The sequence below is a fragment of the Arthrobacter zhaoxinii genome (assembly GCF_025244925.1).
In the GTDB taxonomy this organism is placed as follows: Bacteria; Actinomycetota; Actinomycetes; order Actinomycetales; family Micrococcaceae; genus Arthrobacter_B; species Arthrobacter_B zhaoxinii.
The window spans coordinates 606,319-631,621 of the sequence record NZ_CP104275.1; the positions used below are offsets into that span (position 1 = coordinate 606,319).

The window sequence follows — 25,303 nt, forward strand, 5'->3', positions numbered from 1 at the left end:
GTTCGGGTCCTGCTGCGGGGAGGTGCGGATCAGGAATTGGCAATCACGTAATCGATGCACTCCAACAGTGCGCTGACGTCGTCGGGGTCGATGGCTACGAAGGTGGCAATCCGCAGCTGGTTGCGGCCGAGCTTGCGGTAGGGCTCCACATCCACCACACCGTTGGCACGCAGGGTCCTGGCAACGGCGGCCGCGTCGATGCCCTCCGCAAAGTCGATCGTGGCAATAACGTTTGAGCGGTCCTCGGCCCGCGCCACGAACGGGGTAGCCACGGATGATTTCTCCGCCCAGGAATAGATGCGCCCAGCCGAGTCTGCGGTGCGGCCGGTGGCGAACGGCAGTCCGCCGTTGGCGTTCAGCCAGTCGATCTGCGCGTTCAGGGTCACCAGTGTGGACAACGACGGCGTGTTGTAGGTCTGGTTCAGCCGCGAATTGTCGATGGCGGTCTGCAGGTTGAGGAAGTCCGGGATCCATCGCCCGCCGGCATTGATTCGGGCAGCCCGTTCCAATGCAGCGGGGGAGAACATGCCGAGCCACAGGCCGCCGTCGGAGGCGAAGTTTTTCTGCGGAGCGAAGTAGTAGACATCGGACTGGGCCAGGTCCACGTCCAGGCCGCCGGCCGCGGAGGTGGCATCGATCAGGACCAGGGAACCGGCGTCGGCGCCTTCCACACGCCGCACCGGGGCAGCGACGCCGGTGGAGGTTTCGTTCTGCGGCCAGGCGTAGACGTCGACGCCGGACTCCGCCGCAGGCTCCGGACGCGTGCCCGGCTCGGATTTGATGATGCTCGACGCCGAGAGGAACGGGGCCTTATTGGTGGCCGCAGCAAACTTCGAGCCGAATTCACCGAACGACAGGTGCTGGGCCTTTTCCTCCACAAGCCCGAAGGAGGCAATGTCCCAGAAAGCGGTGGACCCGCCCACGCCCAGCACTACCTCGTAGCCCTCCGGAGCGGAGAAGAGCCCGGCGAGGCCCTCCCGCACACTGCCCACGAGGTTCCGCACCGGGGCTTGGCGGTGTGAGGTGCCGAGCAGGCCGGTGCCCGCTGCTGCGAGTGCGGCCATCTGCTCAGGCCGCACCTTGGAAGGACCGGCACCGAAACGGCCGTCCTTCGGGAGGATCCCGGCGGGAATTTTCAGTGTGGCTGTATCGCCCATGAGGTAACACTCCAAGCGTGTTTCGAAGGTGGCGGATATGCACTTCCATTCTGCCGCACAGCCCTGGACCCCGGCGATATATGACCCGCACCACCAGTTCCTGTGAAGGGCGCCGCGCAATTATCGGGCGGTCCGGCCAATAGGCTAACGTGTTGGCGTATCCCCGGTCAGCGGTGCGCTGTCCTTCTTTCTCCCTAACTAGGAGCGGCCCGTCATGACGGATCTCATTGACACCACTGAGATGTATCTCAGGACCATCCTGGAACTGGAAGAAGAGAACATTGTTGCCCTCCGTGCGCGGATTGCCGAACGGCTGCGCCACTCCGGTCCCACTGTGTCCCAGACCATCGGGCGGATGGAACGCGACGGACTTGTGGTGGTCGCCGGCACCCGCCGGCTGGAACTGACGGAACTGGGCCGGCGCCGGGCCACCGAGGTGATGCGCAAGCACCGACTCGCCGAACGGCTCCTCTCGGATGTGATCGGACTCGACTGGGCCTATGTGCACGACGAAGCGTGCCGCTGGGAACACGTCATGAGCGAGCGGGTGGAACGGCGGCTGTATGAGCTGCTCGGCCACCCCACGGAATCTCCGTACGGCAATCCCATTCCCGGACTCGAAGGAATCGGCGGTGTGGCCGCGGAGGTCTCTCCCGACGGCGTCGTCGATCTGGTGTCCACTGTCGCGGCCACCGGACCGGGGACGAAGCTAAGGCTGGTCCGGCTGGCCGAGCCCATCCAGGTTGAGCCCGAACTGCTGTCCCAGCTGGACGAAGCCGGGCTGCGGCCAGGCGCGCAGATCACCGCCGAAGTAGTGGGCGGCTACATCTCCGTGCGCGTTCCGGGGATCGAAGGAGCCCTGGAATTGCCCGCTGAAGTGGCTTCTCATGTTTTTGTTTCCACAATCGGGTAACGGAATGGTTACTTTTGTGACATTTACCCTATAGTGAGTTCCGACGCTGAAACACCATCGTTATCCGGTCCGTCCGCCGAGCCCTGCCAGCGGACCGGAGCACTACACTCGTCCAGGCAGGGGCGGAGGACCCATTTCCGGCAGTACGACTGCCTTGGGGTGAAGCCTTCCGGAGGTCCGCGGCAATTGTCTGCATAGCTGCAGTTGATGCCCCGCATTTCCGGAGGCCGAGTTTCTCTACTCGAATCCGACAGCTAACTTCGCAGGCGATCCATGAGAGGGAAACACTTGTCGAAGCATGCTGCTTCGGGCCGGCGCCGCGCGCCCGCTCACACTGCGCCAATGCGCCCGCGAAACGCCTCAACATCAGGCCGCCGGCGTGCCGAAACCAAAACCGTATCTGTTGGCGGTGCCGCCCAGAAGGTGGCCATTACCGCTGCAACATCGGGACTGATCCTTACAGCTGCCATGCCGACGCATGCGGCAGCAGACAATCCTCCGGTCACGCTCGAGCCGGTAGCCGTTGACGCACCCGTCTCCGCTGACCCCAACGCCGCCATCGGATTCGAGCGGACCAGCGTGAGCAGCAAATATGACCCGGATGCCAAACTGGCGTCCATTTCGGTCGCTGCAGGGTCTCATGCGGTTCCCGCTGCTGCCAAAGGCACGCTCTCCACACCCCTGGACTCCGCGCTGGTGCAGACCTCCGGGTTCGGCCACCGGACCAGCCCCATCACCGGGGAGGCCGGCGAGATGCATAACGGCCAGGACTTCGCCGCCACCTGCGGGACCGCCGTCAATGCTGCGGCATCCGGCACCGTGGTCTTTGCCGGCTGGCACCCGTACGGGGGTGGAAACCGCGTAGTGGTAGATCACGGCAACGGGGTCCAGACAACGTACAACCACCTTTCCAACATTGCCGTCACTGTGGGCACCGAAATCGACCGGGGATTCCTGGTGGGAGCAAGCGGCACCACCGGATCTTCAACCGGCTGCCATCTGCATTTCGAGGTCATGGTTAACGGTGAAGTTGTCGACCCGTTGAATTGGTTGTAACCGCACCAAATGAATGCACCGTAACCGGTTGAATATCATTTCGTGACCGGAACGTGACATACCTCAAATGTTGCTGTACGCTCACACTCGTGCCTGATTCGCCAACGATGGGGCACCTTCGAACAGATCGCCTAGCTCTGCCACTGTTTGAAGTCCGTTCGCAGAATCGCATGGCAGAGGCGGGGGAACCAATTTCGGGTTTCGAAAGAAACCCTTGGGGTTAAGTTGCAAAAGGCCATTAGGCCGGGCAACCGGGTGACTCCCATCCGAATCCGACAGCTCACCTCGTAGGCAATTGGGAGAGGCAAACCTGTGTCATCAATTACTCATGGCCGCCGTCGTGCTGCCACCGTACAGACCAACCCGATCGCTGCACTTTCCAAGGCAGTCAGCAGCAACGCCGGAACAGTAGGCCGACAGGCCGCCGTCGTAGTTGCAGCATCCGGCCTCGTGCTGGCTGCAGGACTTCCTGCACAGGCATCCGTCAGCACGGACCGCCAGGCACTCGCAGCAACCCCGCTGAACATCGTGACGGGCAGCGTTACCGCTCCCGCCAACGCACCGTTCGAGCTTCCCCTGGTTGCCCCGAGCTCCACGTCCGGCGCTGAATACCGTGCACAGCTCGCCGCCGAAGCAGCCGCAGCCAAGGCAGCCGAAGAAGCGGCAGCCGCCCAGGCAGCTGCAGCGCAGGCCGCCGCAGCCCAGACCGCTGCAGCCCAGACCGCCGCCAGCAACGCTCCGGCAGCTTACGCACCGACAGCACCGACAGCACTGGCAGCCACCTCCGGCTACGAAGCTAAGGCTGAAACGCCGGCAGTACAGGCCTCCAGCAACGTCGGAGCTGCCCTCGTCGCTTCCGCCTACGGCCAGATCGGCGTTGCGCAGGACTGCACCGCCATGGTCGAGAAGGCCCTGCGCTCCGTCGGCAAGTCCGTTGGTGACCTGGCCCCCGGCCAGTTCTTCCAGTACGGCTCCGTGGTTTCTTCCCCGGCACCCGGCGACCTCGTCATCACCGGCGGCCACGTTGCCATTTACGTCGGCAACGGCCAGGTCATCAGTGGTGGCTTGAACGGTATGAACACCGGCCTGCATTCCCTCTCCGATCTGCCGGGCGCCAGCTTCGTCCGCGTCAGCTAAGCCCGGTCCCGAGACATCATGACCTCAACGACTGAGCGCGCCCGCCACCGGGCGCCGGTGGCCCGCGCCACCACGCTGAACGCCCTTGCCGGCGCTGTCAGTGCCAACGCCGGAACGGTCGGCCGCCAGGCCGCCGTCATTGCGGCAGCCTCCGGGCTGGTACTGACCACCGGTGTTGCAGCCAATGCCTCCGGAGCTGACGCACCCCGCGACGTCCGGACCAGCGCACTGGATCTTTCCTCCGTATCGACACTCCATGTCCCCGCAGACGTGGCCGTGTCGTTCGAGCGTGCCGGAATCGCCGGTTCCACGCCCGCACCGGTGGTAGAGCCCGCAGCCCCGGTTGAAGCTCCGGTTGCCGACGCACCGGTGGCCGTTGCCCAGGAAGCGGCGGCCGCTGCTCCTGCCCAGGCCCGCGGCAACGCCGGCGCACCGGTTTCCACCTTCAACACTGAGGCTGTCGCCAAGCCCGCAGCGGCTGCCCCGTCCGGAGCAGCGTCCACCATTGCCGCTGCTGCGTATGCACAGCTTGGCGTCGGCCAGGACTGCACCATGCTGGTGACTAATGCCCTGGCCGCGGCCGGCATCAACCACCACGGCTGGCCTGCCAGCTACCTCTCCCTTGGACGGACGGTGAGCGCAGCTGAGGCTATGCCCGGCGACCTGATCTACTACGCCGACGGCGGCATGGGTATGGCCCACATCGCTGTTTACGTGGGCGGCGGACAGGCAGTGCACGGCGGCTTCAACGGTGGCTCCACCGTTGTGGCTCCGGCTGAACTCGGTTCCGGCGGCGTCTACATCCGTGTAGGCGGCTAAGCAGCCCCGGCAAGTCAGCATCGCAAGGCCCCTCCTTCGGGAGGGGCCTTGCTGCGTTAAGCCCGGGTCGCCGCGTTAGGCCCGGGTCGCCGCGGAGAGGCCCAGGCGGGTACGGCGGTTCCGGTTCCGGTCCCGCAGCACCGGCATAAATGGCCAAGATCGCGATCCCGTTCTACTCTTGCATAGACAATCGAAGTGCCGTTTGCGGCAAAGGTGTCTTGTACTCACCGGTTCGTGGGCGGCAGACGAAGAGGTATGTGCATGCGCACTCTCGTTCTGAACGCTGGATATGAACCGCTGGCCGTGATCACCTTCCGCCGCGCTTTGGTGCTGGTTCTGAACGGAAAGGCGAGCGTGGTGGCGGAGAGCGGCGAGCCGGTGGTCGGGCCCAATGAAATCCTTCCCCGACCGTCGGTCATCCTCCTTCACCGGTATGTCAAGATTCCCTATCGCGAGGGCACCGTTGCCACTCGCCGCGGCGTGCTGCGCCGGGATAACCATGAATGCGCCTACTGCGGCAAGGCCGCCGCTACCGTGGACCATGTGGTCCCGCGGTCCCGCGGCGGTGACGACAACTGGGAAAACCTGGTCGCCTGCTGCCTGCGCTGCAACAACACCAAGGGGGACCGGACGCTGGCCCAGCTCGGCTGGGAGCTGCGGATTTCCCCGAGAGCGCCCCGCGGAGCGCGTTGGCAGATCCGCGAACTCGAACGCCCGTCCCCGCAATGGGATCCATTTCTGCAGAATGACACCGCTGCCTGATGTCCGCTACGCCCCGCTATGACGCCATCATCCTCGCCGGAGGCCGGTCCACGCGCCTTGGCGGCACACCCAAGGCACTGCTCTTGGCTGACGGCCGAACCCTGCTGGAAACCACCCTTGCCGCCATCCCGGACGCCCGGCACATCGCCGTAGCAGGGCCCCCGGAACTGGCAGCCCGGCTGGAGGCTGCGCCGACCGAAGGAACCCGGCGGACGCCGGTACTGGTCCGTGAAGAGCCGGCCTACGCCGGTCCGGCCGCCGCGGTCGGGGCGGCCGTCACCGCCCTGGCCGCCCTGGAGAGGGACACGGGCACTCCACGCGGCAGCAGCGCGGGCGACGGCGGCGCCGGGAGTCCGGCCGATAGCTGCCCCTGGACATTGGTCCTGGCCTGCGACATGCCGCAGATCGCCGCTGCCGTTCAGGTGCTGCTGGCAGCGTCCGCCTCGGCTCCGGATGAGAGCCTGCTGGCAGTGGACTCCACCGGAAACCGCCAGCCGCTGGCGGCGCTCTACCGCACACCAGACCTTCGTGCCGCCGTCGCTTCCGTGGCCTCGGAAGGATTGGCGAACAAGCCCATGAAGGCGTTGCTTGCTAGGGTGCAATGGAGGGGTGTTGATGTTCCCCCGGGAAGTACAGCCGATGTTGACACCTGGACCGATGCACAATCGCTGGGTGTGAGCGCCGGGGACGTGCCGTAGGACCGGGCAGTCCCCAAGCGATACGAAGGAGCACGAATGGCAAGCCAGAAGGAACAACTCGAGGCATGGAGCAGCAGGCTGCTGCAGGCATTGGAGCTCGAGGGCACGCCGGTGGATGTCTCCGCTGTCCTCGACCTGGCTGCGGTTGCAGCACACAGCGTGGTGCGGCCGGCGGCACCGCTGACCACTTTCATTGTCGGGTACGCCGCAGGACTTGCAGCCGGCACCGGACAGGCCGACGACGCCGTGGCGATGCGCGCGGCCATGGCAGTAGCGGCCGATCAGTGCCGTGACGCCGCGGCGGAAGGAGACGCCCAGTGAGCGACCCCGCCGCACCCGTCATCCTTCCAGCCCAGCCCAACGCATCCTGGGTCCAGGCCCGGCACGCTGCCTATGCGGCTGCCCGCCCGCTGCCCTACGAAACCGTGCCGCTTGACGAGGCCCTCGGCCGGATCCTGGCCCTCGACACCGCGGCCCTGCAGCCCGTTCCGCATTACGCCTCTGCAGCTATGGACGGGTGGGCAATCGCCGGACCGCCGCCATGGACGGTAATTACCCACGAGGAACCCCAGGTGGAACGCTGGCAGGTCCACCGTGAATCCGGGCGCCGTGCCCTGCAGCCGGGCGAGGCCGTGGAAATCCTCACCGGCGGACTGATCCCCGAAGGTGCGGACGCCGTCCTGCGCTCGGAAAGCGGTACGGTCTCTGCCACCACGCCGCCGCAGCTAACCCTCGGCGACCGTGCACGGGAGTCGGAACCGCGGCCCGGCGAGCATATCCGGCCGGCCGGAGAAGAGGCCTCGGCAGGGGAGACCGCCATTCCCGCGGGAAAGCTGCTCAACCCCGCCCACATTGCCCTGGCTGCCGTGTGCGGGCATGACACCCTTCCGGTGCTGCGCTCCCCGCGCGTCTCGCTGCTGCTGACCGGTGACGAGGTCATCGAAGCAGGCCTGCCCGAGCCCGGCCAGGTCCGCGACACCTTCGGTCCCCAGCTGCCCCAGCTGATCACGATGCTGGGCGGGCGGATCGACGTCGTGCGTCGCCTGCCGGACCGGCTGGAGGAAGTGGTGGCAGCGCTGAGCAGCGAAGCGACCGACGAACACTCCATTGCCATGTCTTCCGGTGACGTCCTCGTTACGACCGGCGGTACCGGGCGGTCCGACGCCGACCACCTGCGCCGTGCCCTGGAGGACGTCGGCGCGGAACTTCTCATCGACGGCATTGCCATGCGTCCGGGCCATCCCACGATGCTCGCCCGCTTGCAGGACGGCCGCCTGCTGGTGGCGCTGCCCGGCAATCCGCTTGCTGCCATGATGGCGGTCTTCACCATCGTCCAGCCGCTGCTGGACGGACTCCGGGGTGCCCCGATCTCCCGTGAACGCCACGTCCTGGCCGGTGTGGACCTGGAACCGCTGCCCGGAAGGACCCGCCTGGTTCCCTGCAGCATCCAGGAGGACCGTGCCATGCCTTCGCCGTATTTCCGGTCCGGGATGCTCCGCGGACTGGCCGAAGCAGACGCCGTGATGGTGGTGCCGCCGGAGGGCTGCATCAGGGACCAGGCCGTGATGGCGCTGCCCCTGCCGTGGCAGGTTAACCGCGCGCCCGCCGGGTAAACCCGGAACCCCGGTAACCCCGAATAACGCACTACCCGGGGCGGCGTCAGCCGCCCCGGAATCGAACCAAAGCACCAAAGACAGGGAGACACCATGGGACGGGTTACCCAACGAGGACGGGTTACACGGTTCCGACTGGACGGCAACGTCAGCCGGCGGGACGACGTATTGGCGGGGGAGGAACCGCTTGAAATCCGGATCGGCGGCAAGTCCTTCACGGTCACCATGCGCACGCCGGGTGACGACTTTGACCTGGTCGCAGGGTTCCTGGTCTCGGAAGGGGTGATCTGGGATCCGGCGCAGCTGGTCAGCCTGCGCTACTGCTCCGGAGTGGATGAGGAAGGCAACCAGACCTTCAACGTGGTGGACGTCCAGCTCCGGCCGGGCACCCCGCTTCCGGACACCGGGATGGAACGGCACGTCTACACCTCCAGCTCCTGCGGCATCTGCGGCACGGCCTCCATCGAGGCAGTCCGGAAGTCATCGCACTTCGACCCTTCCGAGGACGCGGTCCGGCTGCCATTGGACATGCTGGCCGCCCTGCCGGACCGGCTGCGCGAAGGGCAGAAAGTGTTTGACAAGACCGGAGGCGTCCACGCGGCCGGACTGTTCAACGCCGACGGCGAGCTGTTGTGCCTGCGCGAAGACGTGGGCCGGCACAACGCCGTGGACAAGGTGGTGGGATGGGCTCTTCGCGCCGGGATGCTTCCGCTGCGCGGCATGGTGCTGCAGGTCTCCGGACGTGCGTCCTTCGAGCTGGTCCAGAAGGCCCAGCTGGCGGGAATCCCGGTGCTCGCGGCCGTCAGTGCACCGTCGGCCCTTTCCGTGGATCTTGCCAAGGACGGCGGACTGACGCTGATCGGTTTCAGCCGCGGTACGTCCCTGAACTGCTATTCCGCGCCGGAACGGATTCTGGCCGCAGCCCCCGCGCCGGTGTAGGCAGCGGAGGCAGGCCCGCCGCTCCGGACCGGCACGGACCGGGCGGGGTCCGGGGCCGGCCCCGCCCCTCCGGATCCCCTAGCGGGCGGCCGGAAGCTGGACCGTGGCTGTGGTGCCCTGGCCCACTTTCGACACGATGCCCAGTTCGCCGCCGTGCTGGAGCACAATGTCCTGGACGATGGCCAGGCCCAGCCCGGTTCCCGGGATGGCGGCGGAGGTGGCGTTGGAGGCACGGAAGAAGCGCCGGAAAAGATTGGGAAGGTCCGCTTCCGGGATGCCGATGCCGGTGTCGCGGATCTGTACGCGCACCCCGGGCCCGGCGCCGTCCGGCTGTACCAGTGCGGCACTGATTTCCACTGATCCGCCGGCAGGGGTGAACTTCACCGCGTTGGAGCAGAGATTGGTGAACACCTGCTCCAACTGGGCACGGTCTCCGTCCACCAGCAGCGCATCGGAGCCGAGCTCCAGCCGGAGGTCCAGGTTGTTGGTGACGGCGGCGGGTGCCAGCGAAGCGGCAACGGCCCGGAGGAGTTCCTCCAGATCCACTTCTTCCACCTCGAGGCTGCTCTCGTCCGCGTCCTGCCGGGAAATGGTCAGCAGGTCGCTGATCAGCTGGTTGAGCCGGACAGCGTTGCGCCCCACAATCTTCAGCATCTGGGCGACGTCCTCCGGGATGTCCCCGCCGGAACCGTCCAGGATGAGGTCAAGGTACCCGGTAATCGAGGTCAGCGGCGTCCGCAGCTCATGGTTGACCGTGGCCACGAAGTCGGTCTTGGCCTGGTCCAGTTCGCGCTGGCGTTTGAGCACCATCCGCTGGGCCGTGATGAGGTTGCCCTGCACGAGGCCGTGCGCCAGGTTTCCGCTGACATGCTGGATCAGCGACATCTCCGTGCTGGTCCAGTCCCGCGGAGAACCCTCTCCGGCAAGCCAGAGCAGGCCGAAGGCCTGGTCCCCGTGGCCCAGCGGCACAATCACCGAGGTCCGCAGCCCCGCAGCGCATGCCGCTGCGCTGATCGGCAGCGGCTCGTCGCCGGGTTGGCCGTGGTCTTCCACCGCCAGCGCCCGGCCCCGCTCCCACAGAGTCTCAGCCAGCTCCCCGGCGGTATGGGCGCCCAGCTCAGGCATGCCTCCCGAGGTGGTTCCCTCCCGGCTCCAGGCCAGCGTCAGCACCGGGACGCGCTCGTCCGGGAACGTTACCAGTTGTACATGGTCCGCTTCGAAGGTGGCTCCCAGCCCGTGAACCACCACCTCGGCCATCTGCTGGGGATCGTTCGTGGCCCGGACCGCATCCGAAATGCGGCGCGTCTCCTCCCGCAGCCGGGCCGCGGCCATCCGCCGTCCGCGGCGGGCGGAGGCAGTGGCCAGGATGAGGTTGACCCGGCGGGCCAGGTCCTCAGGATCCACCGGGCTCGCCACGAAGTCGGCAATGCCCAGTTCCACCATGAAGTCCATGTCCACGCCGGCCTCGCCTGCCACCAGGATGACCGGCAGCTTGGTGATGGCGGGTTCGTGCCGCAGCCGCTTGAGCATGTCCATGCCGGCAACCTGCCGGATGGTGGAATCCACCACCGCCAACACCGGCGAAGCGGTCCGCGCAGCCTCCATGGCTTCGTCTACGTCCTGCACCGGAACCGCGTCCAGTCCCGCGTCGGAGAGGATGCCGGCTACAACGGAGAAGACAGCGGGCTCCTCCACGGCAACCAGGGCCTTGGGGCGGGGGCCTGTGCCGGGTTTGTCGCCCTCCGTAGAGGTGTCTGCCGTCGGAAAGGCAGAAGTTTTTAGTGCCGGGGACATAACGACCTTTCGTCAGTGCCCGGTTCAGCTCTAGGGGCAGCGTTAGGAAGTGTAACAGCACTCCGGAGGCCCCGAGGTGATACGACTCACCCTCGCCGGATGCCGCGGACCCTGATTTCAGCCCCTGGCGATCGGCCGGGAACAGCCCCCGGACGGGCTTAAGCTGGAACGTGCAGATATCGGAGGAACAGACATGAGCATGGAAGGCGCAGCGTGGGGTTCGCTGATGCAGATCTCCCGCGCCAAGGGCGGCGACGGCAAGATCTCGCGGGACACGCTGAAACGGATTGTCCGCTTCGCGGCTCCCTATCGGACCCGGCTCCTTGGCTTCGTGCTGTTGTCGGTGGTGGGCGCGTTCCTGGCCGTGGCCACACCGGTCCTGGCCGGCGAGGTGGTCAACTCGATCGTGGCCGGAACAGCCCCCGCAGTGGTGATCCGGCTCGCCCTGCTGATTGCCGCCGTCGCCGTCGCTGATGCGGCCGTTTCCCTCGCCACGCGCTGGTTTTCCTCGCGCATCGGCGAAAGCGTCATCCTGGACCTGCGCACGGCCGTGTTCGACCACGTCCAGAAGATGCCCATCGCCTTCTTCACGCGTACCCGGACGGGCGCGCTGGTCAGCCGGCTCAACAATGACGTAATCGGTGCCCAGCAGGCTTTCAGCGGGACCCTTTCCGGTGTGGTGAGCAACGTCGTCGCCCTGATTCTGACCCTGATCGTGATGCTCGGAACCTCGTGGCAGGTGACCGTGCTGGCCATGCTGCTGCTGCCGGTGTTCCTGCTGCCGGCAAGGCGGATGGGCGGCCGGCTTGCCGCACTCCGGCGGGAGGCCGCCAACCACAACGCGTCCATGGGCACGCAGATGACCGAGCGGTTCTCCGCACCCGGCGCCACCCTGGTCAAGCTGTTCGGCCGGCCCGACGCCGAATCGCGGGAGTTCGCGCTGCGTGCCTCCCGGGTGCGGGACATCGGCGTGAAGATGGCCATGATGCAGGCCGTCTTCGTGACGGCCCTGACCCTGGTGTCCGCGCTGGCGCTGGCCCTGGTCTACGGACTCGGCGGCTACCTGGCGCTCCAGGGCAGCCTGAACACGGGCGACGTCGTGACCCTGGCGCTGCTGCTCACCCGCCTGTATGCACCGCTGACCTCCCTGGCCAATGCCCGCGTGGAGATCATGAGTGCCGTGGTCAGTTTCGAGCGCGTCTTCGAGATCCTGGACCTGCGCCCGCTGATCCGTGAAAAGGAATCGCCGGCACTGGTGCCGGAGGGACCGCTGAGCGTGGAGTTCGACGACGTCCGGTTCGCCTACCCCACCGCGGACAAGGTGTCCCTCGCATCCCTGGAGGAGGTGGCCGTCCTGGACAACCGCGGCGGCGAGGACGTCCTCCACGGAGTGTCCTTCCGGGTTGAACCCGGGCAGACCGTCGCCCTGGTCGGAACCTCGGGGGCAGGGAAGTCCACCATCGCGCAGCTGCTGGCACGCCTGTACGACGTCGATTCGGGGGCCGTGCGCTTCTCCGGCACCGATGTGCGGGACCTGAGTTTTGCCGGCATCCGGCAGGCCCTGGGCATGGTGACCCAGGATGGGCACCTGTTCCACGAGACCATCCGTGCCAACCTACTGCTCGCCCGCCCGGAGGCCGGCGAGGACGAGGTCTGGGATGCCCTCCGCCGGGCCCGGCTGGAGGACATGGTCCGTTCGCTGCCGGACGGTCTGGAAACGCTGGTGGGGGAGCGGGGCTACCGGCTGTCCGGAGGCGAACGCCAGCGCATGACCATTGCCCGGCTGCTGCTGGCCCAGCCGCGGATCGTGATCCTGGACGAAGCCACCGCCGCGCTGGATTCCACCTCCGAGGCAGCAGTCCAGGCGGCACTGGGCGAGGCCTTGGAAGGACGGACCGCCGTCGTGATTGCCCACCGGCTCTCCACCATCCGCAACGCGGACCGCATCCTGGTGATCGAGGGCGGGCGGATTGCCGAACAGGGAACGCATACGCAGCTGCTTGCACGGGGCGGGCGCTACGCAGAGCTGTACAACACCCAGTTCGCGCCCGAGCCGGCGGACGCAGTGGAATAACAGCTTCTTCGCTGAACCGGGGGTCCGGTTAAAGAAAAAAGTGCCCCCGGCCGGAATCGAACCGACGACCTGCCCTTTAGGAGAGGGCCGCTCTATCCTACTGAGCTACGAGGGCGGACCGCCGGGTTACCGGCGGGCGGTACCAGCTTACCCGTTTCTCCCGGTGCGCGGGTGCAGCCCCTCCGGTGCGCCGCCGTCTGCGGGCACCGCGGTGCCGCCGGCCTGCTGGGCCGAAATGTGCCGGTCATAGCTCTCACGGATGGACTGCATAAAGCCCAGGATGGTGCGCAGCTCCGTTTCCGTATACCGGGACATGACCTCGTCGGTGAGGGCGCCCAGGGGGCCGAAGTAGGCACCGGCCAGCTGCATGGCCAGCGGTTCGAAGTGCAGGGTGACCTTCCGCCGGTCCGCATGGCTGCGGTTGCGGTGGATGTGGCCGATGCGTTCCAGCCGGTCAATGACGGCGGTGGTGGCCCCGGAGGAGGTGCCCAGCCGGGCGCTGAGCTGACCGGCGGTGAGGGCCTCATGGCGCATCTCGGCCTCCATGATGAGCACCAGGGCGCGCATGTCCGTGGCATTGAGGCCGTTTGAATGCGCAAAAGCGTCCGCGACACGCTGCCCGTCCAGGCTCATGCCGCGGAGTGCGTCGACGATATCCCGCCGTAGCTCTTTGTCTTCCACAGCCCAATAGTAACTGGGAATTGAAGTATCTCTATATCTGAGATACTTTCGAGCAGAGATACTTTAGACGGCTGGGAGAAGCACATGTACGCAGGGATAGTGAAGAACGCCAAGACGGCGTGGATCACGCTGCTGATCGGGGTGGCCGTCATCATCGGCCTGTTCGCCCTGCCCGCACAGGAAAACGACACCTCGGGCGTGGGCGGGCTGAATGACAAGTACCAGTCAGCCCAGGTTGCCGAACTGCTCGAGGAGTTCCCGGACGCGCAGGAATCCTCCGCGATTGTGGTGGTCTCCCGCGAAGACGGCGAGCCGCTGACGGACGCGGACACCGCCGGCATCGCCGGGATCAACGCGGCGGCTGCGGAAGCCGGCGCCTCGGGCCCGCCGCCGCAGGTTCCGCCGGTGGTTTCGGAAAACAAGCTCGTGGCGATTGTTCCGCTGACGCTGCAGGCCGCCGCCGACGACGGCGACGCCGTGTCCGCGGAGGTCGAGAACCTGCGGGACGCCGTGTCCGAGGCTGCACCGGAGGGCGTCCGGGCGGAACTGACGGGCGGGGCCGCCTTCAGTGCCGACCTGGCCGGGGTGTTCTCCGGAGCCAACTTCGTGCTGCTGACCGTTACGGCCGGCGTCGTTGCCGTGCTGCTGCTGATCACCTACCGTTCGCCGTGGCTCTGGATCGTGCCCCTGGCCATTGTCGGCGCTATTGAACAGCTGGCCGCCAAGGTGGTGGACCTGCTGGCTCCGGTCACCGGAATCACCGTGGATCCGTCCGCCGTTGGCATTACCAGCGTCCTGGTCTTCGGCGCGGCCACCAACTATGCACTGCTGTTGATTGCCCGCTACCGGGAGGAACTGCGCGTCCACGACTCGGTGTACGAGGCGATGCGCAAGGCCCTGACCCGGACCAGGGAGGCCATCATTGCCAGCGGCGGCACCGTGATCCTGGCCCTGCTCACCCTGTTGTTCACCGACACCCAGAGCTACCGCGGCCTCGGTTTCTCCGCCGCCATCGGCATTGTGCTGGCCATCTTCAGCGCCCTGTTCCTGCTGCCGGTTGCCCTGGTGCTGCTGGGCCGCAGGCTCTTCTGGCCGTTCGTGCCCAAGGTGGGGGATCCGGCCAAGGAAGGCAAGTTCTGGGGCCGCCTGGGTGAAGCCACCGCACGCCGCCCCAAGACCATCGCCGGCACCGCCGTCGTCGTCCTGCTGGCCCTGGGCAGCGCGCTGTTCACCCTGCAGATCGGGCTGAGCGAAAACGAACAGTTCCGCGAGAAGCCGCAGGCAGTCACCGCGGCCGAAACCCTGTCCGAAGGCTTCCCCGCCGGCTCCTCCTCGCCCGTCACCGTCCTGGTGGATACGGACGCCGCGGATGACGCCGTCGCCCAGCTGTCCGGCATCGAAGGCGTCACTGCCGCCACGCCCGGAACCGAGCATGACGGCCGCACCCGGGTGGAACTGATCACCGGCTACGAGGCCGGCACCGACGAAGCCAACACCTTCATCACCGATCTGCGCGAGGGTCTCGCGGATGAGGACTATGAGGCACTGGTAGGCGGGGAAGCCGCAGAGCGGGTGGACCAGCTGTCCGCGAACCAGCACGACACGGTCCTGGTGGTGACCTCCGTGATTATCCTGGTGTTCCTGGTCCTAATGATCCTGCTGCGCTCCCTCGTGGCGCCGGTGCTGCTGGTCGCCTCGGTGCTGCTGACCTTCCTGGCCGCCACCGGGCTGAGCTGGCTGGTGTTCGAGAATGTGTTGGATTTCCCGGCCATGGATGTGCAGACGCTGCTCTACTCCTTCCTGTTCCTGGTGGCTCTGGGTGTTGACTACAACATCTTCCTGACCACCCGGGCACGGGAAAACGCGGTCTCCATGGGCACGAAGCAGGGCATGCTGGCAGCACTGCGCTCCACCGGCGGCGTGATCACCAGCGCCGGCATCCTGCTGGCGGCTGTGTTCGCGGTGCTCGGCGTGCTGCCGCTGGTGACCCTGACCCAGGTGGGCATCATCGTGGCGATCGGCGTCCTGTTCGACACCCTGCTGGTACGGACCGTGGTGGTCCCGGCCCTAACCTTTGTCCTGGGCGACAAGTTCTGGTGGCCGTCCAACCCGGCGGGTAAAGACGGCCACCACGGACGCCACGAGGCTAAGCCCGAGCAGGATCCAGCGGGCGACGGTCAGCGCACCGGCCAGGGCGGCATCACCGCCCGTTAGCTCGGCGGCACCGAGGGCGTTGTCAATGGCAATGTTTTCCCACAGGTCGGCCACCACGAAGAGGATCGGCGCACTGAAGAGCACCCAGCGCAGCGTCCGGCGCTGGGTGTTCAGCCCGATGATCAGCAGCCAGGTCATGCCGAAGACCAAGGGAAACAGGGTGCCTGCGGTCTTGTGCACATAGCTGAGCCGGCCGAGGGCGTCTGCGTCCATCGCAGCGCGCAGGGCGGCCAGATGGTCCTGGCCGTAGCCGAAGACCAGGGAATCGGGCATCGCCAGGCCGTCCGCAAGCTGGCTCAGCTGGCCGAGCACCATCAGGTGCAGGTACCAGAACAGGAACAACGTTGTCACCACCCCGGCAATGACAATCAGCCCGGGGCTGCTCTTCCCCTGCGGGCCCGTTCCCGGGCCAGCGTCCGTTGCCCCCGGACTGCCCGTGCGGGGAGAGCCTGCGGATGGTCCGTGTTTGGCGGCGCGCTGCGCGGCGGTTTTTCCCATAGGTACAGTATGGCCGCACCCCTCCCGCGTCCTGCGCCGCCGCCAGTGCCCGCCTGTCCCGCGCGAAGGCGGACGGCTAGGCTGGGGATTATGACTGCCGATGCGCGCCCCGAAGACCTGGCCCTGGCCGCCGAGCTGGTCCGGGAGGCCGGGCAGCTTGCCCTCCGGATGCGGGCAGAAGGGCTGACCGCGAGCGAAAAAACCTCGGTGTCCGACGTCGTTACCGCCGCGGACCGCGAGGCCGAGGCACTGGTGGTGGCCAGGCTGCGCGAACTGCGCCCCGACGACGGAATCGTGGGGGAGGAGGGGGCCAGCCACCGGGGCACCTCCGGCAGGTCCTGGGTCATCGACCCGGTGGACGGCACGTACAACTTCTTCGCCGGATCCACCTACTGGTGTTCGGCGATCGCACTGCGGACCGAGCCCGGTCCGCACGAAACGCCCGGAGATCCCGATGTGCTGCTTGGCGCCATCTACCAGCCGCAGGAAGACCGGCTGTGGATCGGCGGCAAAGGCTCCCCGGCCACGCTCAACGGCTCGGTGATTGCGCCGCCGGCGGACGAACCCCTGGACCGCCTGTCGGCCGGAACCTACATCCATCCCACCTGGCTGCTGCGCCCCGAGGTGTCCGGACCCTGGACGGCGGCGGCCTCCCGGGCCGCGACCATCCGGATGATGGGATCAGGCTCCTGTGATCTTGCCCGTGTGGCCACCGGCCAGTCCGGTGCCTGGTTCCAGCACAGCTGCCCGGAATGGGACTGGCTGCCGGGCAAGGCCATAGTTCGAGCCGCTGGCGGCAGCACCGCCGTCGTCGAAGTAAACGGCTTCCGCTGGCACATTGCCGGGACCGCCTCGGCTGTGCGGGAAATCCACGGCGCGCTGACCTCCAACTGAACCGGCAGGGGGCTGCCGGAGGAGCCACCGGGGGCTGCCGGTTTGGATGCTCGCAGGAATGTCGGCCGCAGCGCCTAGACTTAAAGCCATCATGGACTATCTCTTTGATCCACTCTTTCCCGCACCCCGCAAGAACGAACCGGCGCCCGCAGCCACGGCACCGCATGCCGACACTGCCCGGCGGGGCTCCTCCTACGCGGATGAAAGCCGTGCCGCGGACCTGCTGCAGGGGCTGAACCCGCAGCAGGAGGAAGCGGTGAAGCACGCCGGCTCGCCGCTGCTGATTGTTGCAGGCGCCGGATCCGGCAAGACCCGGGTGCTCAGCCACCGGATCGCCTACCTGCTCGCCACCGGACGCTCCAACCCGGGACAGATCCTGGCCATCACGTTCACCAACAAGGCCGCCGCCGAAATGCGTGAGCGCATTGAAAACCTGGTGGGTGGCGTCGCCAAGACCATGTGGATCTCCACCTTCCACTCCTCCTGCGTGCGGATCCTGCGCCGGGAAGCCAAGACCGTGGGGATGAACTCGAACTTCTCCATCTACGACTCCGCGGATTCGCTTCGCTTGATCACCCTGGTGGCCAAGGGCCTGGATCTGGACCCGAAGCGCTTCACGCCGAAGTCCATCATGCACAAGATCTCCGCCCTGAAGAACGAACTCATCGACGAAGAGTCCTACGCGGAATCAGCCAACTACTCCGATCCCTTCGAGCAGGCCGTAGCGGACGTCTACAAGGGCTACGCGCAGCGGATGCGCCAGGCCAATGCCATGGACTTCGACGACCTGATCGCCCAGACCGTGTTTATGTTCCGTGCCTTCCCCGGCGTGGCCGAGTACTACCGGCGGCGCTTCCGGCACATCCTCGTGGACGAATACCAGGACACCAACCACGCGCAGTACGCCCTGGTCCGCGAACTGGTGGGCAGCGACGACGACGCGCTGGACCTCCCCCCGGCCGAACTCACCGTCGTGGGCGACTCCGACCAGTCCATTTACGCCTTCCGCGGTGCGGACGTCCGGAACATCAATGACTTCGAGAAGGACTACCCGAACGCGCGGACCATCCTGCTGGAACAGAACTACCGCTCCACGCAGACCATCCTCAACGCCGCCAACGCGGTGATCTCCCGCAACCCCAACCGCCCGGAAAAGCGGCTCTGGACCGCTGAGGGCGACGGCGAAAAGATCATCGGCTACGTGGGCGAGAACGAACACGAGGAAGCCCGCTTCATCGCCGAGGAGATCGACCGGCTGCAGGACGAGGAAAACCTGCGCCCCGGCGACGTTGCCGTGTTCTACCGGACCAACGCCCAGTCCCGTTCGCTCGAAGACGTGCTGGTGCGCGTGGGGCTGCCCTACAAGGTGGTCGGCGGGACCCGGTTCTACGAACGCAAGGAAATCAAGGACGCGCTGGCGTACCTGCGCGTGCTGGTGAACTCGGACGACGTCGTGAACCTGCGCCGGATCCTCAACGAACCCAAGCGCGGCATCGGCGACCGCGCCGAATACTCCGTGGCTGCCCTGGCCGAACGCGAACGGATCTCCTTCATGGCCGCCCTGCGCCGTGCCGAAGAGGCTCCCGGACTGGCGACCCGTTCGCTGAACGCGGTCAACGGCTTCGTGAAACTCATCGATGACCTCGCCGAGGTCGCCAGCGGGTCCGGCGCGTCTGCGGCACTGGAAGCCGTGCTGGAACAGACCGGCTACCTGGCCCAGCTGCGCTCCAGCAATGACCCGCAGGACGAATCCCGGGTGGAGAACCTCGCGGAACTGGTGGCCGTGGTCCGCGAATACGAACGGGACAATCCCGAGGGCTCCCTCGGTGAGTTCCTGGAACAGGTCTCCCTGGTGGCGGACGCCGATTCCATTCCCGATGCCCCCGGCGGCTCGGCCGAGGAAGTCGCCGCCGCCGTCGAGGAATCCCGCCGGCAGGGGGTGGTCACCTTGATGACCCTGCACACCGCCAAGGGACTGGAATTCCCGGTGGTTTTCCTGACCGGCATGGAACAGGGCCTGTTCCCGCACCAGCGCTCGGCCACGGACCCGGCCGAACTGGCCGAAGAGCGGCGCCTGGCCTACGTGGGCCTGACCCGCGCCCGGCAGCGCCTGTACCTCACCCGGTCCGAAGTCCGCAGCATGTGGGGCCAGAGCCAGTACAACCCGGCCAGCCAGTTTGTGGGCGAAGTGCCGCCGGAGCTGATCGAGTGGAAGCGCGAAGGCATGGACCGTCCCACGTGGGGCGGGGGAGGCAGCATCACGTCCAGCCGTTACGGCGGATCCTCCTGGGGTGCCGGATCAGCCATGGGGACCGGCGGCAGCACCGCCAACTCCCCGGTTGCCAAGGCCATCGGCCGCGTGCAGCCGCAGAAGGAAGTAGTGTCCGTGGCGGCCGGGGACAGGGTCAACCACACATCGTTCGGCTCCGGCACCGTGCTCGCGGTTGAAGGAAGCGGAGATAAGACCGTGGCCAAGGTGAAGTTCGACGTCGGTGAAAAGCGCCTGCTGCTGCGGTACGCGCCGCTGGTCAAGGAGGGGTGAGAAGGAACTTTTTCATAACCCAAAGCGGGCATTTTCTACAAACGATAGAACTGTGTCCTTTATCACTAAAGGGGTAGTCTGGGATCGGCGTTCAGCCCTAAGGGACTAAAGTTCCTCGTGGGGCAGACCGGCCGGATGCATCTGCCCTGCGATCGTCCAGATCGTATGTAAACCTACTTCGACGTAGAAGGACACTAGCCCGTGGACCTGTTTGAATATCAGGCGCGCGATATGTTTGAGGCGCACGGTGTACCCGTGCTTGCCGGAATCGTGGCGCACACTCCTGAAGAAGCCAAAGCTGCTGCTGAGAAGATCGGCGGCGTTGTAGTCGTCAAGGCGCAGGTCAAGGTTGGTGGCCGAGGCAAGGCCGGCGGCGTGAAGGTTGCCAAGACCGCCGATGAAGCTTTCGAGCACGCATCCAACATCCTCGGTATGGACATCAAGGGCCACACGGTCAACACCGTGATGATTGCCCAGGGTGCCGACATCGCTGAGGAATACTACTTCTCGGTCCTGCTGGACCGGGCAAACCGCAACTACCTGGCCATGTGCTCGGTCGAGGGCGGCATGGAGATCGAGCAGCTGGCCGTGGAGCGTCCCGACGCCCTGGCCCGCGTTGCCGTGGATCCCGCCGTCGGCATCGACTCCGCCAAGGCCGCAGAGATCGTCGACGCCGCCGGGTTCGCCCCCGAGCTGCGCGAAGGCGTTATGAACGCCATCATCAAGCTGTGGGATGTCTTCACCAAGGAAGACGCCACCCTCGTTGAGGTCAACCCGCTGGTGAAGACCGGCAACGGTGAGATCCTCGCCCTTGACGGCAAGGTCTCCCTGGACGAAAACGCCGACTTCCGCCAGCCCGGCCACGCCGCGCTGGAAGACAAGGACGCCGCGGATCCGCTCGAGGCCAAGGCCAAGGAAAACGACCTCAACTACGTCAAGCTGGACGGCCAGGTGGGCATCATCGGCAACGGCGCCGGCCTGGTCATGTCCACGCTCGACGTCGTCGCCTACGCCGGCGAAAAGCACGGCAACGTTCGGCCCGCGAACTTCCTGGACATCGGCGGCGGCGCCTCCGCCTCCGTCATGGCTGCCGGTCTGGACGTCATTCTGAATGACTCCCAGGTGAAGTCCGTGTTCGTGAACGTCTTCGGCGGCATCACCGCCTGTGACGCCGTGGCCAACGGCATCGTCAAGGCACTGGAAATCCTGGGCGACGAAGCCAACAAGCCGCTGGTTGTCCGTCTCGACGGCAACAACGTCGAAGAAGGCCGCCGCATCCTTGCCGAGGCCAACCACCCGCTGGTCACGCTGGCCACCACCATGGACGAAGGCGCCGATAAGGCTGCCGAGCTCGCTTACGCCGCTCGCTGACCCAGAGCCTGTCGAACCTTTAGAAAGAGAATCCCCTTATGTCTATCTTTTTGAACAAGGACTCCAAGGTCATCGTTCAGGGCATCACCGGCGGCGAAGGCACCAAGCACACCGCCCTGATGCTCAAGGCCGGTACCCAGGTTGTCGGCGGCGTTAACGCCCGCAAGGCCGGTACCACGGTCACCCACGGCGACGTGGAACTGCCCGTCTTCGGCACCGTCACCGAGGCCATGGACAAGACCAACGCAGACGTCTCCATCGTCTTCGTGCCGCCGGCCTTCACGAAGGACGCCGTCATGGAAGCGATCGACGCCGGCATCGGCCTCGTCGTGGTCATCACTGAAGGTGTGCCCGTGCAGGATTCCGCCGAGTTCTGGGCCCACGCCCAGTCCAAGGTGGACGCCGACGGCAACCAGGTCACGCGCATCATCGGCCCGAACTGCCCCGGCATCATCACCCCCGGCGAAGCACTGGTAGGTATCACCCCCAACAACATCACCGGCAAGGGGCCGATCGGCCTGGTCTCCAAGTCCGGCACCCTGACCTACCAGATGATGTACGAGCTGCGCGACCTCGGCTTCTCCACCGCCATCGGCATCGGCGGCGACCCGGTCATCGGCACCACCCACATCGATGCACTGGCTGCCTTCGAAGCGGATCCCGAGACCAAGGCCATCGTGATGATCGGTGAAATCGGCGGCGACGCCGAAGAGCGTGCCGCAGAGTTCATCAAGGCCAACGTCACGAAGCCGGTTGTCGGCTACGTGGCCGGCTTCACGGCTCCCGAAGGCAAGACCATGGGCCACGCCGGCGCCATTGTCTCCGGTTCCGCCGGAACCGCACAGGCCAAGAAGGAAGCCCTCGAGGCTGCCGGCGTCAAGGTCGGCAAGACGCCGTCCGAGACCGCCACGCTGCTGCGCGAAGTTTACGCAGCCCTCTAGGTCCGTACCTGCACGCCCCCGTCCACCGGAACCATGTGGTGGACGGGGGTTTTGTGCGTCCCAGAAGAAAGACGGAAATGTCCACCTCAGTTTCACAGGGTGCGGCCCGGGCCCCGAAAGCCGGCCAGCACCGACGGGCGCTGCGCCGCGCTTCCTGGATCGTCACCCTCGGCGGTTTCCTGTTCGGTTATGACACCGGCGTCATTAACGGCGCCCTGCCCTACATGCAGGACGATCTGGGGCTCACCCCGTTTACCGAGGGCCTGATCACCTCCAGCCTGCTCTTCGGCGCGGCCTTCGGCGGGGCCATCTCCGGGAAATTGACGGACAGGTTCGGCCGGCGCCGGATCCTCATGGCCCTCGCCGTCGTCTTCCTGCTGGGTACCCTCGGCACCTCCCTGGCCCCGACGATCGCCGTGATGGTCCTGTCCCGGATTGTGCTCGGCCTGGCTGTGGGCGGCGCCTCGGCGCTCGTCCCTGTGTTCCTCGCCGAGCTTGCCCCCGCGGAACGCCGCGGACAAATGGTGACGCGGGACCAGTTGATGATTGTGACGGGCCAATTGGTCGCCTTTGTCGCCAACGCGGTCATCGGCAACATCTGGGGTGAGGATCAGGGCGTGTGGCGCTGGATGCTGGTCGTGGCCACCCTGCCGGCCATTGCCCTGTGGATCGGCATCGCGTTTGTTCCGGAAAGCCCCCGCTGGCTCGCCTCGAAGGGTCGTTTTGCGGAAACCCTCGCCGCCCTCCAGCGGATCCGCAGCGCCGACGACGCACAGGCCGAATACGGCGAAGTGCGCGGCCTGGCGGAGAAGGAGTCGGCGCAGGCAGGCACGCTGCGCGACTTCGCCGTGCCCTGGCTGCGGCGGGTCCTGCTGATCGGTATGGGACTGTCCATCGTCCAGCAGATCACCGGCGTGAACGCGATCATGTACTACGGCACGCAGATCCTGGCCGACGCCGGTTTCGGCACCGAAGCGGCGCTCACGGCCAACATCGCTAACGGTGTGGTGTCCGTGGCGGCCGCGATCGTCGGCATCTGGCTGCTGGGCCGCGTCCGCCGGCGGCACATGCTGATGACGGGGCTGATCGGTACCGGGTCTTCGCTGCTGCTGATCGGGCTGGTGTCGATCTTCGTCACCGAAGGCACTGTCCGCGGCTACCTCATTCTGGCCCTGACTGTCACGTTCCTGGCCTTCCAGCAGGGTGCCGTTTCACCGGTGACCTGGCTGATGCTCTCGGAGATCTTCCCGCTGAAGGTCCGCGGCCTCGGTATCGGCCTGTCGGTCTTCGTGCAGTGGATGACCAACTTCGCCGTCGGGTTCTCCTTCCCGGTCCTGATGGACGCCATCGGCATCTCGAAGACCTTCTTCATCTTCGTGGTGCTGGGTCTGCTGGCGCTGGCCTTCGTCCGCCGCTTTGTCCCGGAGACCATGGGGCAGAGCCTCGAACAGGTGGAAGAGCAGCTCCGCGCAGCCGGCACCAAGTAGGAACTGGCCGCACGCAAAGAAGGGAACCTGCCCGCGGGCAGGTTCCCTTCTTTGCGTTAGTCGGCGTTAGGGGATTGCCGGGTAGTTCGCCACGGTCGGTACCGTGACCGACGCCGTGAAGCTGGTCAAAGCGGTTGCTTTCGGCAGGGCATAGACGGAGGTGGCGGGCGTGATCTGCAGGACCAGCCGGGTGTTGGGCCCGGCGGTATAGGAGACCTCTTCCAGCGGGAGGGTCAGAGTGTGCTCCTTCCCGTCCAGGATCACCGGAACCGGGGTGACCTGATTGCCCAGCACCAGGGAGGACCGGGACCGGTCAATGATCTGGGCATAGACGTGGGTGTTGGCCTGCCGGGCCGAGCCGCGGTAAGTGAGCGTCAGCTGCGGGGCACCGTAGACCGACGTCGTCACCGTGGGTGCGCTGATGGGGACATTGACCGCCACCGGCGCGACAGCGGCTGCCACGACGGCACCGCTCACGGCAGCGGGGGAGAGGATGATCGATCCCCTTCCTGCGCCGGACAGGGCCCCGGTGACCTGCGGGTAACCCGGAGCTCCCCGGGTCACGCCGGCCTGGTCGATGAACTGGAACGCAGCACCGGTGTCCACCGGCTCGTTCCGCAGATAGCGGGCAAACCAGTTCAGCACCGCGGGGGTGATCCGGTCCGGCCCGGCAACGGAGTTGCACAACCCGTGGCCGCCGCAGAACTGCAGCATTTTGGTAGGTGTGCCGGTGCCGCGGATGAGCTCATAGTTGCGCCGGGCCTCGTCCAGGGTAAAGAGCGTATCCGCGGTGCCCTGGATGATCAGGGTGGGAGCGGTAATCGAGGTGAACAGGCTGTCCGGGGTGAGGGATTCGAAGTAGGCGATGGATTCGGCGCTGAGCTGGTTCGGGTAGGTCAGCCCTTCCTGGCAGGCTTTGCGGACCGGGGCGGCGAGGGCACCCTGGTTGCCCACGAGGGATCCCAGCTGTCCCAAGGCCGTCCCCTCGGCGCAGAGCAGGGCGCCCCAGCCGCTCTTGAAGGAACCGGCCTTGTACAGGCTGGTGGTGAGGTCATTCCAGGCGATGGTGGGCGTGATGGCATCCACCCGCTGGTCCTGCGAGGCGAGGACAAACTGGATGCCGCCGCCGTAGGACGCACCGGCCATGCCGAGGACGGGGTCACCGGGGGAATCCAGCCGGGCTTCGGGCTGGGCCGCGATGTAGTCGATGATGGCAGAGCCGTCCCGGCCTTCGTAGGCAGGGTTGTTGACGTAGGCCTCGCCACCGCTGAGCCCGAAGCCGCGCGGATCCCAGGTCACCACGTTGTAGCCGGCGTCCCGCAGCGGGGCGATACCGATGGAACCGATCAGCGTGCTGGTGGACGTCAGCGGGAGGCGCCCGCCAGGCAGCCCGAACCCGGGCCCCACCATCACGGTGGGTGCCTTTTGTCCGGCGGCAAGGCCGGTGGCGGGGAAGAAATTGGTGTGGATGGGGGTGCCGTCGAAACTGGTGATCACGACGTCGGTGCGGATGGCAGGCGCGGGTGCAGCAATTGCCGGTGCTGCCGGTGCTGCCGGTGCGGCGACGGCGGGTGCCGCTGCCAGGGACGAGCCCAGCAGCGCGGCGGAGACCGCCAAAATGCCCAGGTTTTTCCTCATAGTGACCTCATTGTCTGCGGAAAAGTGCGAGTGGTTACCGGGTGGTAACTTCCCGCAGATTAGAAGGCGGAGGAT

The 25,303-nt window shown here is 66.4% G+C and carries 20 protein-coding genes, 1 tRNA gene, 1 pseudogene and 2 riboswitches; of the genes and pseudogenes, 16 read left to right on the forward strand and 6 right to left on the reverse strand.

The window, feature by feature from the left end; all coding sequences use genetic code 11:
* Nucleotides 1-29: 29 nt before the first annotated feature.
* Nucleotides 30-1,157, reverse strand: coding sequence for a phosphoserine transaminase (serC, locus tag N2K95_RS02865; RefSeq protein ID WP_260652819.1), 1,128 nt, complete (start codon nt 1,155-1,157; stop codon nt 30-32).
* Between the two features lie 214 nt (nt 1,158-1,371).
* On the opposite strand from serC, the gene N2K95_RS02870 reads away from it, so the two are divergent.
* The 9 genes from N2K95_RS02870 to fdhD all read left to right on the forward strand — a co-directional run bounded on the left by N2K95_RS02870 (nt 1,372) and on the right by fdhD (nt 9,094).
* A complete protein-coding gene (locus N2K95_RS02870) occupies nt 1,372-2,070 on the forward strand; it encodes a metal-dependent transcriptional regulator (RefSeq protein WP_260652820.1) in 699 nt (232 codons plus the stop codon).
* Between the two features lie 90 nt (nt 2,071-2,160).
* A riboswitch (cyclic di-AMP (ydaO/yuaA leader) is annotated at nt 2,161-2,355 on the forward strand.
* Nucleotides 2,356-2,412: 57 nt separating this feature from the next.
* Nucleotides 2,413-3,126, forward strand: coding sequence for a M23 family metallopeptidase (locus tag N2K95_RS02875; RefSeq protein ID WP_260652821.1), 714 nt, complete (start codon nt 2,413-2,415; stop codon nt 3,124-3,126).
* Between the two features lie 149 nt (nt 3,127-3,275).
* A riboswitch (cyclic di-AMP (ydaO/yuaA leader) is annotated at nt 3,276-3,435 on the forward strand.
* A 3-nt stretch (nt 3,436-3,438) separates the two neighbouring features.
* Nucleotides 3,439-4,263 carry a C40 family peptidase gene (locus tag N2K95_RS02880; protein ID WP_260652822.1) on the forward strand — a complete coding sequence of 275 codons (825 nt, stop codon included), beginning with the start codon at nt 3,439-3,441 and terminating at the stop codon, nt 4,261-4,263.
* Nucleotides 4,264-4,281: 18 nt separating this feature from the next.
* The gene (locus N2K95_RS02885) at nt 4,282-5,082 is read left to right on the forward strand and encodes a C40 family peptidase (protein WP_260652823.1); all 801 of its coding nucleotides are present in this window, start codon (nt 4,282-4,284) and stop codon (nt 5,080-5,082) included.
* A gap of 261 nt (nt 5,083-5,343) precedes the next feature.
* A complete protein-coding gene (locus N2K95_RS02890) occupies nt 5,344-5,844 on the forward strand; it encodes an HNH endonuclease (protein ID WP_260652824.1) in 501 nt (166 codons plus the stop codon).
* Entirely contained in the window at nt 5,844-6,542 is a 699-nt protein-coding gene (gene mobA, locus N2K95_RS02895) for a molybdenum cofactor guanylyltransferase (RefSeq protein WP_260652825.1), read from the forward strand. Before N2K95_RS02890 ends, mobA begins: the two co-directional genes overlap by 1 nt.
* Nucleotides 6,543-6,578: 36 nt before the next feature.
* Complete coding sequence (locus tag N2K95_RS02900; RefSeq protein ID WP_255792957.1) at nt 6,579-6,863, forward strand: DUF6457 domain-containing protein; 285 nt, start codon at nt 6,579-6,581, stop codon at nt 6,861-6,863.
* Nucleotides 6,860-8,155, forward strand: coding sequence for a molybdopterin molybdotransferase MoeA (locus tag N2K95_RS02905; RefSeq protein WP_260652826.1), 1,296 nt, complete (start codon nt 6,860-6,862; stop codon nt 8,153-8,155). The genes N2K95_RS02900 and N2K95_RS02905 overlap by 4 nt, the downstream gene beginning before the upstream one ends.
* A gap of 93 nt (nt 8,156-8,248) precedes the next feature.
* Nucleotides 8,249-9,094 carry a formate dehydrogenase accessory sulfurtransferase FdhD gene (fdhD, locus tag N2K95_RS02910; protein ID WP_260652827.1) on the forward strand — a complete coding sequence of 282 codons (846 nt, stop codon included), beginning with the start codon at nt 8,249-8,251 and terminating at the stop codon, nt 9,092-9,094.
* A gap of 78 nt (nt 9,095-9,172) precedes the next feature.
* On the opposite strand, the gene N2K95_RS02915 is transcribed toward fdhD, so the two are convergent.
* Complete coding sequence (locus N2K95_RS02915; protein ID WP_260652828.1) at nt 9,173-10,888, reverse strand: hybrid sensor histidine kinase/response regulator; 1,716 nt, start codon at nt 10,886-10,888, stop codon at nt 9,173-9,175.
* 193 nt (nt 10,889-11,081) lie between these two features.
* Here N2K95_RS02915 and N2K95_RS02920 point away from each other — a divergent pair, with 193 nt between their 5' ends.
* The gene (locus N2K95_RS02920; RefSeq protein WP_260652829.1) at nt 11,082-12,962 is read left to right on the forward strand and encodes an ABC transporter ATP-binding protein; all 1,881 of its coding nucleotides are present in this window, start codon (nt 11,082-11,084) and stop codon (nt 12,960-12,962) included.
* Between the two features lie 41 nt (nt 12,963-13,003).
* On the opposite strand, the gene N2K95_RS02925 is transcribed toward N2K95_RS02920, so the two are convergent.
* Nucleotides 13,004-13,077, reverse strand: a tRNA-Arg gene (locus N2K95_RS02925).
* Between the two features lie 32 nt (nt 13,078-13,109).
* Nucleotides 13,110-13,643: a MarR family winged helix-turn-helix transcriptional regulator gene (locus N2K95_RS02930; protein ID WP_260652830.1), complete on the reverse strand. Its 534-nt coding sequence runs from the start codon at nt 13,641-13,643 to the stop codon at nt 13,110-13,112.
* 84 nt (nt 13,644-13,727) lie between these two features.
* Here N2K95_RS02930 and N2K95_RS02935 point away from each other — a divergent pair.
* Nucleotides 13,728-15,689 (forward strand): annotated as a pseudogene (locus N2K95_RS02935) (MMPL family transporter); the annotation flags it as partial.
* A gap of 21 nt (nt 15,690-15,710) precedes the next feature.
* Here the strand turns inward: N2K95_RS02935 and N2K95_RS02940 are convergent.
* A complete protein-coding gene (locus N2K95_RS02940; RefSeq protein ID WP_260652831.1) occupies nt 15,711-16,355 on the reverse strand; it encodes a hypothetical protein in 645 nt (214 codons plus the stop codon).
* A gap of 90 nt (nt 16,356-16,445) precedes the next feature.
* Here N2K95_RS02940 and N2K95_RS02945 point away from each other — a divergent pair, with 90 nt between their 5' ends.
* From N2K95_RS02945 to N2K95_RS02965, 5 genes are all read left to right on the forward strand, one after another.
* On the forward strand, nt 16,446-17,249 hold the full coding sequence (locus N2K95_RS02945; RefSeq protein ID WP_260652832.1) for an inositol monophosphatase family protein: 804 nt from the start codon (nt 16,446-16,448) through the stop codon (nt 17,247-17,249).
* A 91-nt stretch (nt 17,250-17,340) separates the two neighbouring features.
* The gene (pcrA, locus tag N2K95_RS02950) at nt 17,341-19,791 is read left to right on the forward strand and encodes a DNA helicase PcrA (protein ID WP_260652833.1); all 2,451 of its coding nucleotides are present in this window, start codon (nt 17,341-17,343) and stop codon (nt 19,789-19,791) included.
* A gap of 201 nt (nt 19,792-19,992) precedes the next feature.
* Nucleotides 19,993-21,162 (forward strand): ADP-forming succinate--CoA ligase subunit beta, encoded by a 1,170-nt coding sequence (gene sucC, locus N2K95_RS02955; RefSeq protein ID WP_260652834.1) that lies wholly within the window; start codon nt 19,993-19,995, stop codon nt 21,160-21,162.
* A gap of 38 nt (nt 21,163-21,200) precedes the next feature.
* The gene (sucD, locus tag N2K95_RS02960) at nt 21,201-22,103 is read left to right on the forward strand and encodes a succinate--CoA ligase subunit alpha (protein WP_227926711.1); all 903 of its coding nucleotides are present in this window, start codon (nt 21,201-21,203) and stop codon (nt 22,101-22,103) included.
* A 77-nt stretch (nt 22,104-22,180) separates the two neighbouring features.
* Nucleotides 22,181-23,590, forward strand: a complete 1,410-nt coding sequence (locus N2K95_RS02965; RefSeq protein WP_260652836.1) for a sugar porter family MFS transporter — start codon at nt 22,181-22,183, stop codon at nt 23,588-23,590.
* A gap of 66 nt (nt 23,591-23,656) precedes the next feature.
* Here N2K95_RS02965 and N2K95_RS02970 read toward each other — a convergent pair whose 3' ends face one another.
* Nucleotides 23,657-25,228 carry an alpha/beta hydrolase gene (locus N2K95_RS02970; RefSeq protein ID WP_260652838.1) on the reverse strand — a complete coding sequence of 524 codons (1,572 nt, stop codon included), beginning with the start codon at nt 25,226-25,228 and terminating at the stop codon, nt 23,657-23,659.
* Nucleotides 25,229-25,303 lie beyond the last annotated feature (75 nt).

Coding starts and splice junctions, on each gene's coding strand:
- N2K95_RS02945 (WP_260652832.1), top strand. CDS start 16,446: ATGACTGCCGATGCGCGCCCCGAAGACCTGGCCCTGGCCGCCGAGCTG.
- N2K95_RS02965 (WP_260652836.1), top strand. CDS start 22,181: ATGTCCACCTCAGTTTCACAGGGTGCGGCCCGGGCCCCGAAAGCCGGC.
- fdhD (WP_260652827.1), top strand. CDS start 8,249: ATGGGACGGGTTACCCAACGAGGACGGGTTACACGGTTCCGACTGGAC.
- N2K95_RS02970 (WP_260652838.1), bottom strand. CDS start 25,228: ATGAGGAAAAACCTGGGCATTTTGGCGGTCTCCGCCGCGCTGCTGGGC.
- mobA (WP_260652825.1), top strand. CDS start 5,844: ATGTCCGCTACGCCCCGCTATGACGCCATCATCCTCGCCGGAGGCCGG.
- sucD (WP_227926711.1), top strand. CDS start 21,201: ATGTCTATCTTTTTGAACAAGGACTCCAAGGTCATCGTTCAGGGCATC.
- N2K95_RS02940 (WP_260652831.1), bottom strand. CDS start 16,355: ATGGGAAAAACCGCCGCGCAGCGCGCCGCCAAACACGGACCATCCGCA.
- N2K95_RS02900 (WP_255792957.1), top strand. CDS start 6,579: ATGGCAAGCCAGAAGGAACAACTCGAGGCATGGAGCAGCAGGCTGCTG.
- N2K95_RS02920 (WP_260652829.1), top strand. CDS start 11,082: ATGAGCATGGAAGGCGCAGCGTGGGGTTCGCTGATGCAGATCTCCCGC.
- N2K95_RS02885 (WP_260652823.1), top strand. CDS start 4,282: ATGACCTCAACGACTGAGCGCGCCCGCCACCGGGCGCCGGTGGCCCGC.
- N2K95_RS02870 (WP_260652820.1), top strand. CDS start 1,372: ATGACGGATCTCATTGACACCACTGAGATGTATCTCAGGACCATCCTG.
- pcrA (WP_260652833.1), top strand. CDS start 17,341: ATGGACTATCTCTTTGATCCACTCTTTCCCGCACCCCGCAAGAACGAA.
- N2K95_RS02915 (WP_260652828.1), bottom strand. CDS start 10,888: ATGTCCCCGGCACTAAAAACTTCTGCCTTTCCGACGGCAGACACCTCT.
- N2K95_RS02890 (WP_260652824.1), top strand. CDS start 5,344: ATGCGCACTCTCGTTCTGAACGCTGGATATGAACCGCTGGCCGTGATC.
- N2K95_RS02875 (WP_260652821.1), top strand. CDS start 2,413: ATGCGCCCGCGAAACGCCTCAACATCAGGCCGCCGGCGTGCCGAAACC.
- serC (WP_260652819.1), bottom strand. CDS start 1,157: ATGGGCGATACAGCCACACTGAAAATTCCCGCCGGGATCCTCCCGAAG.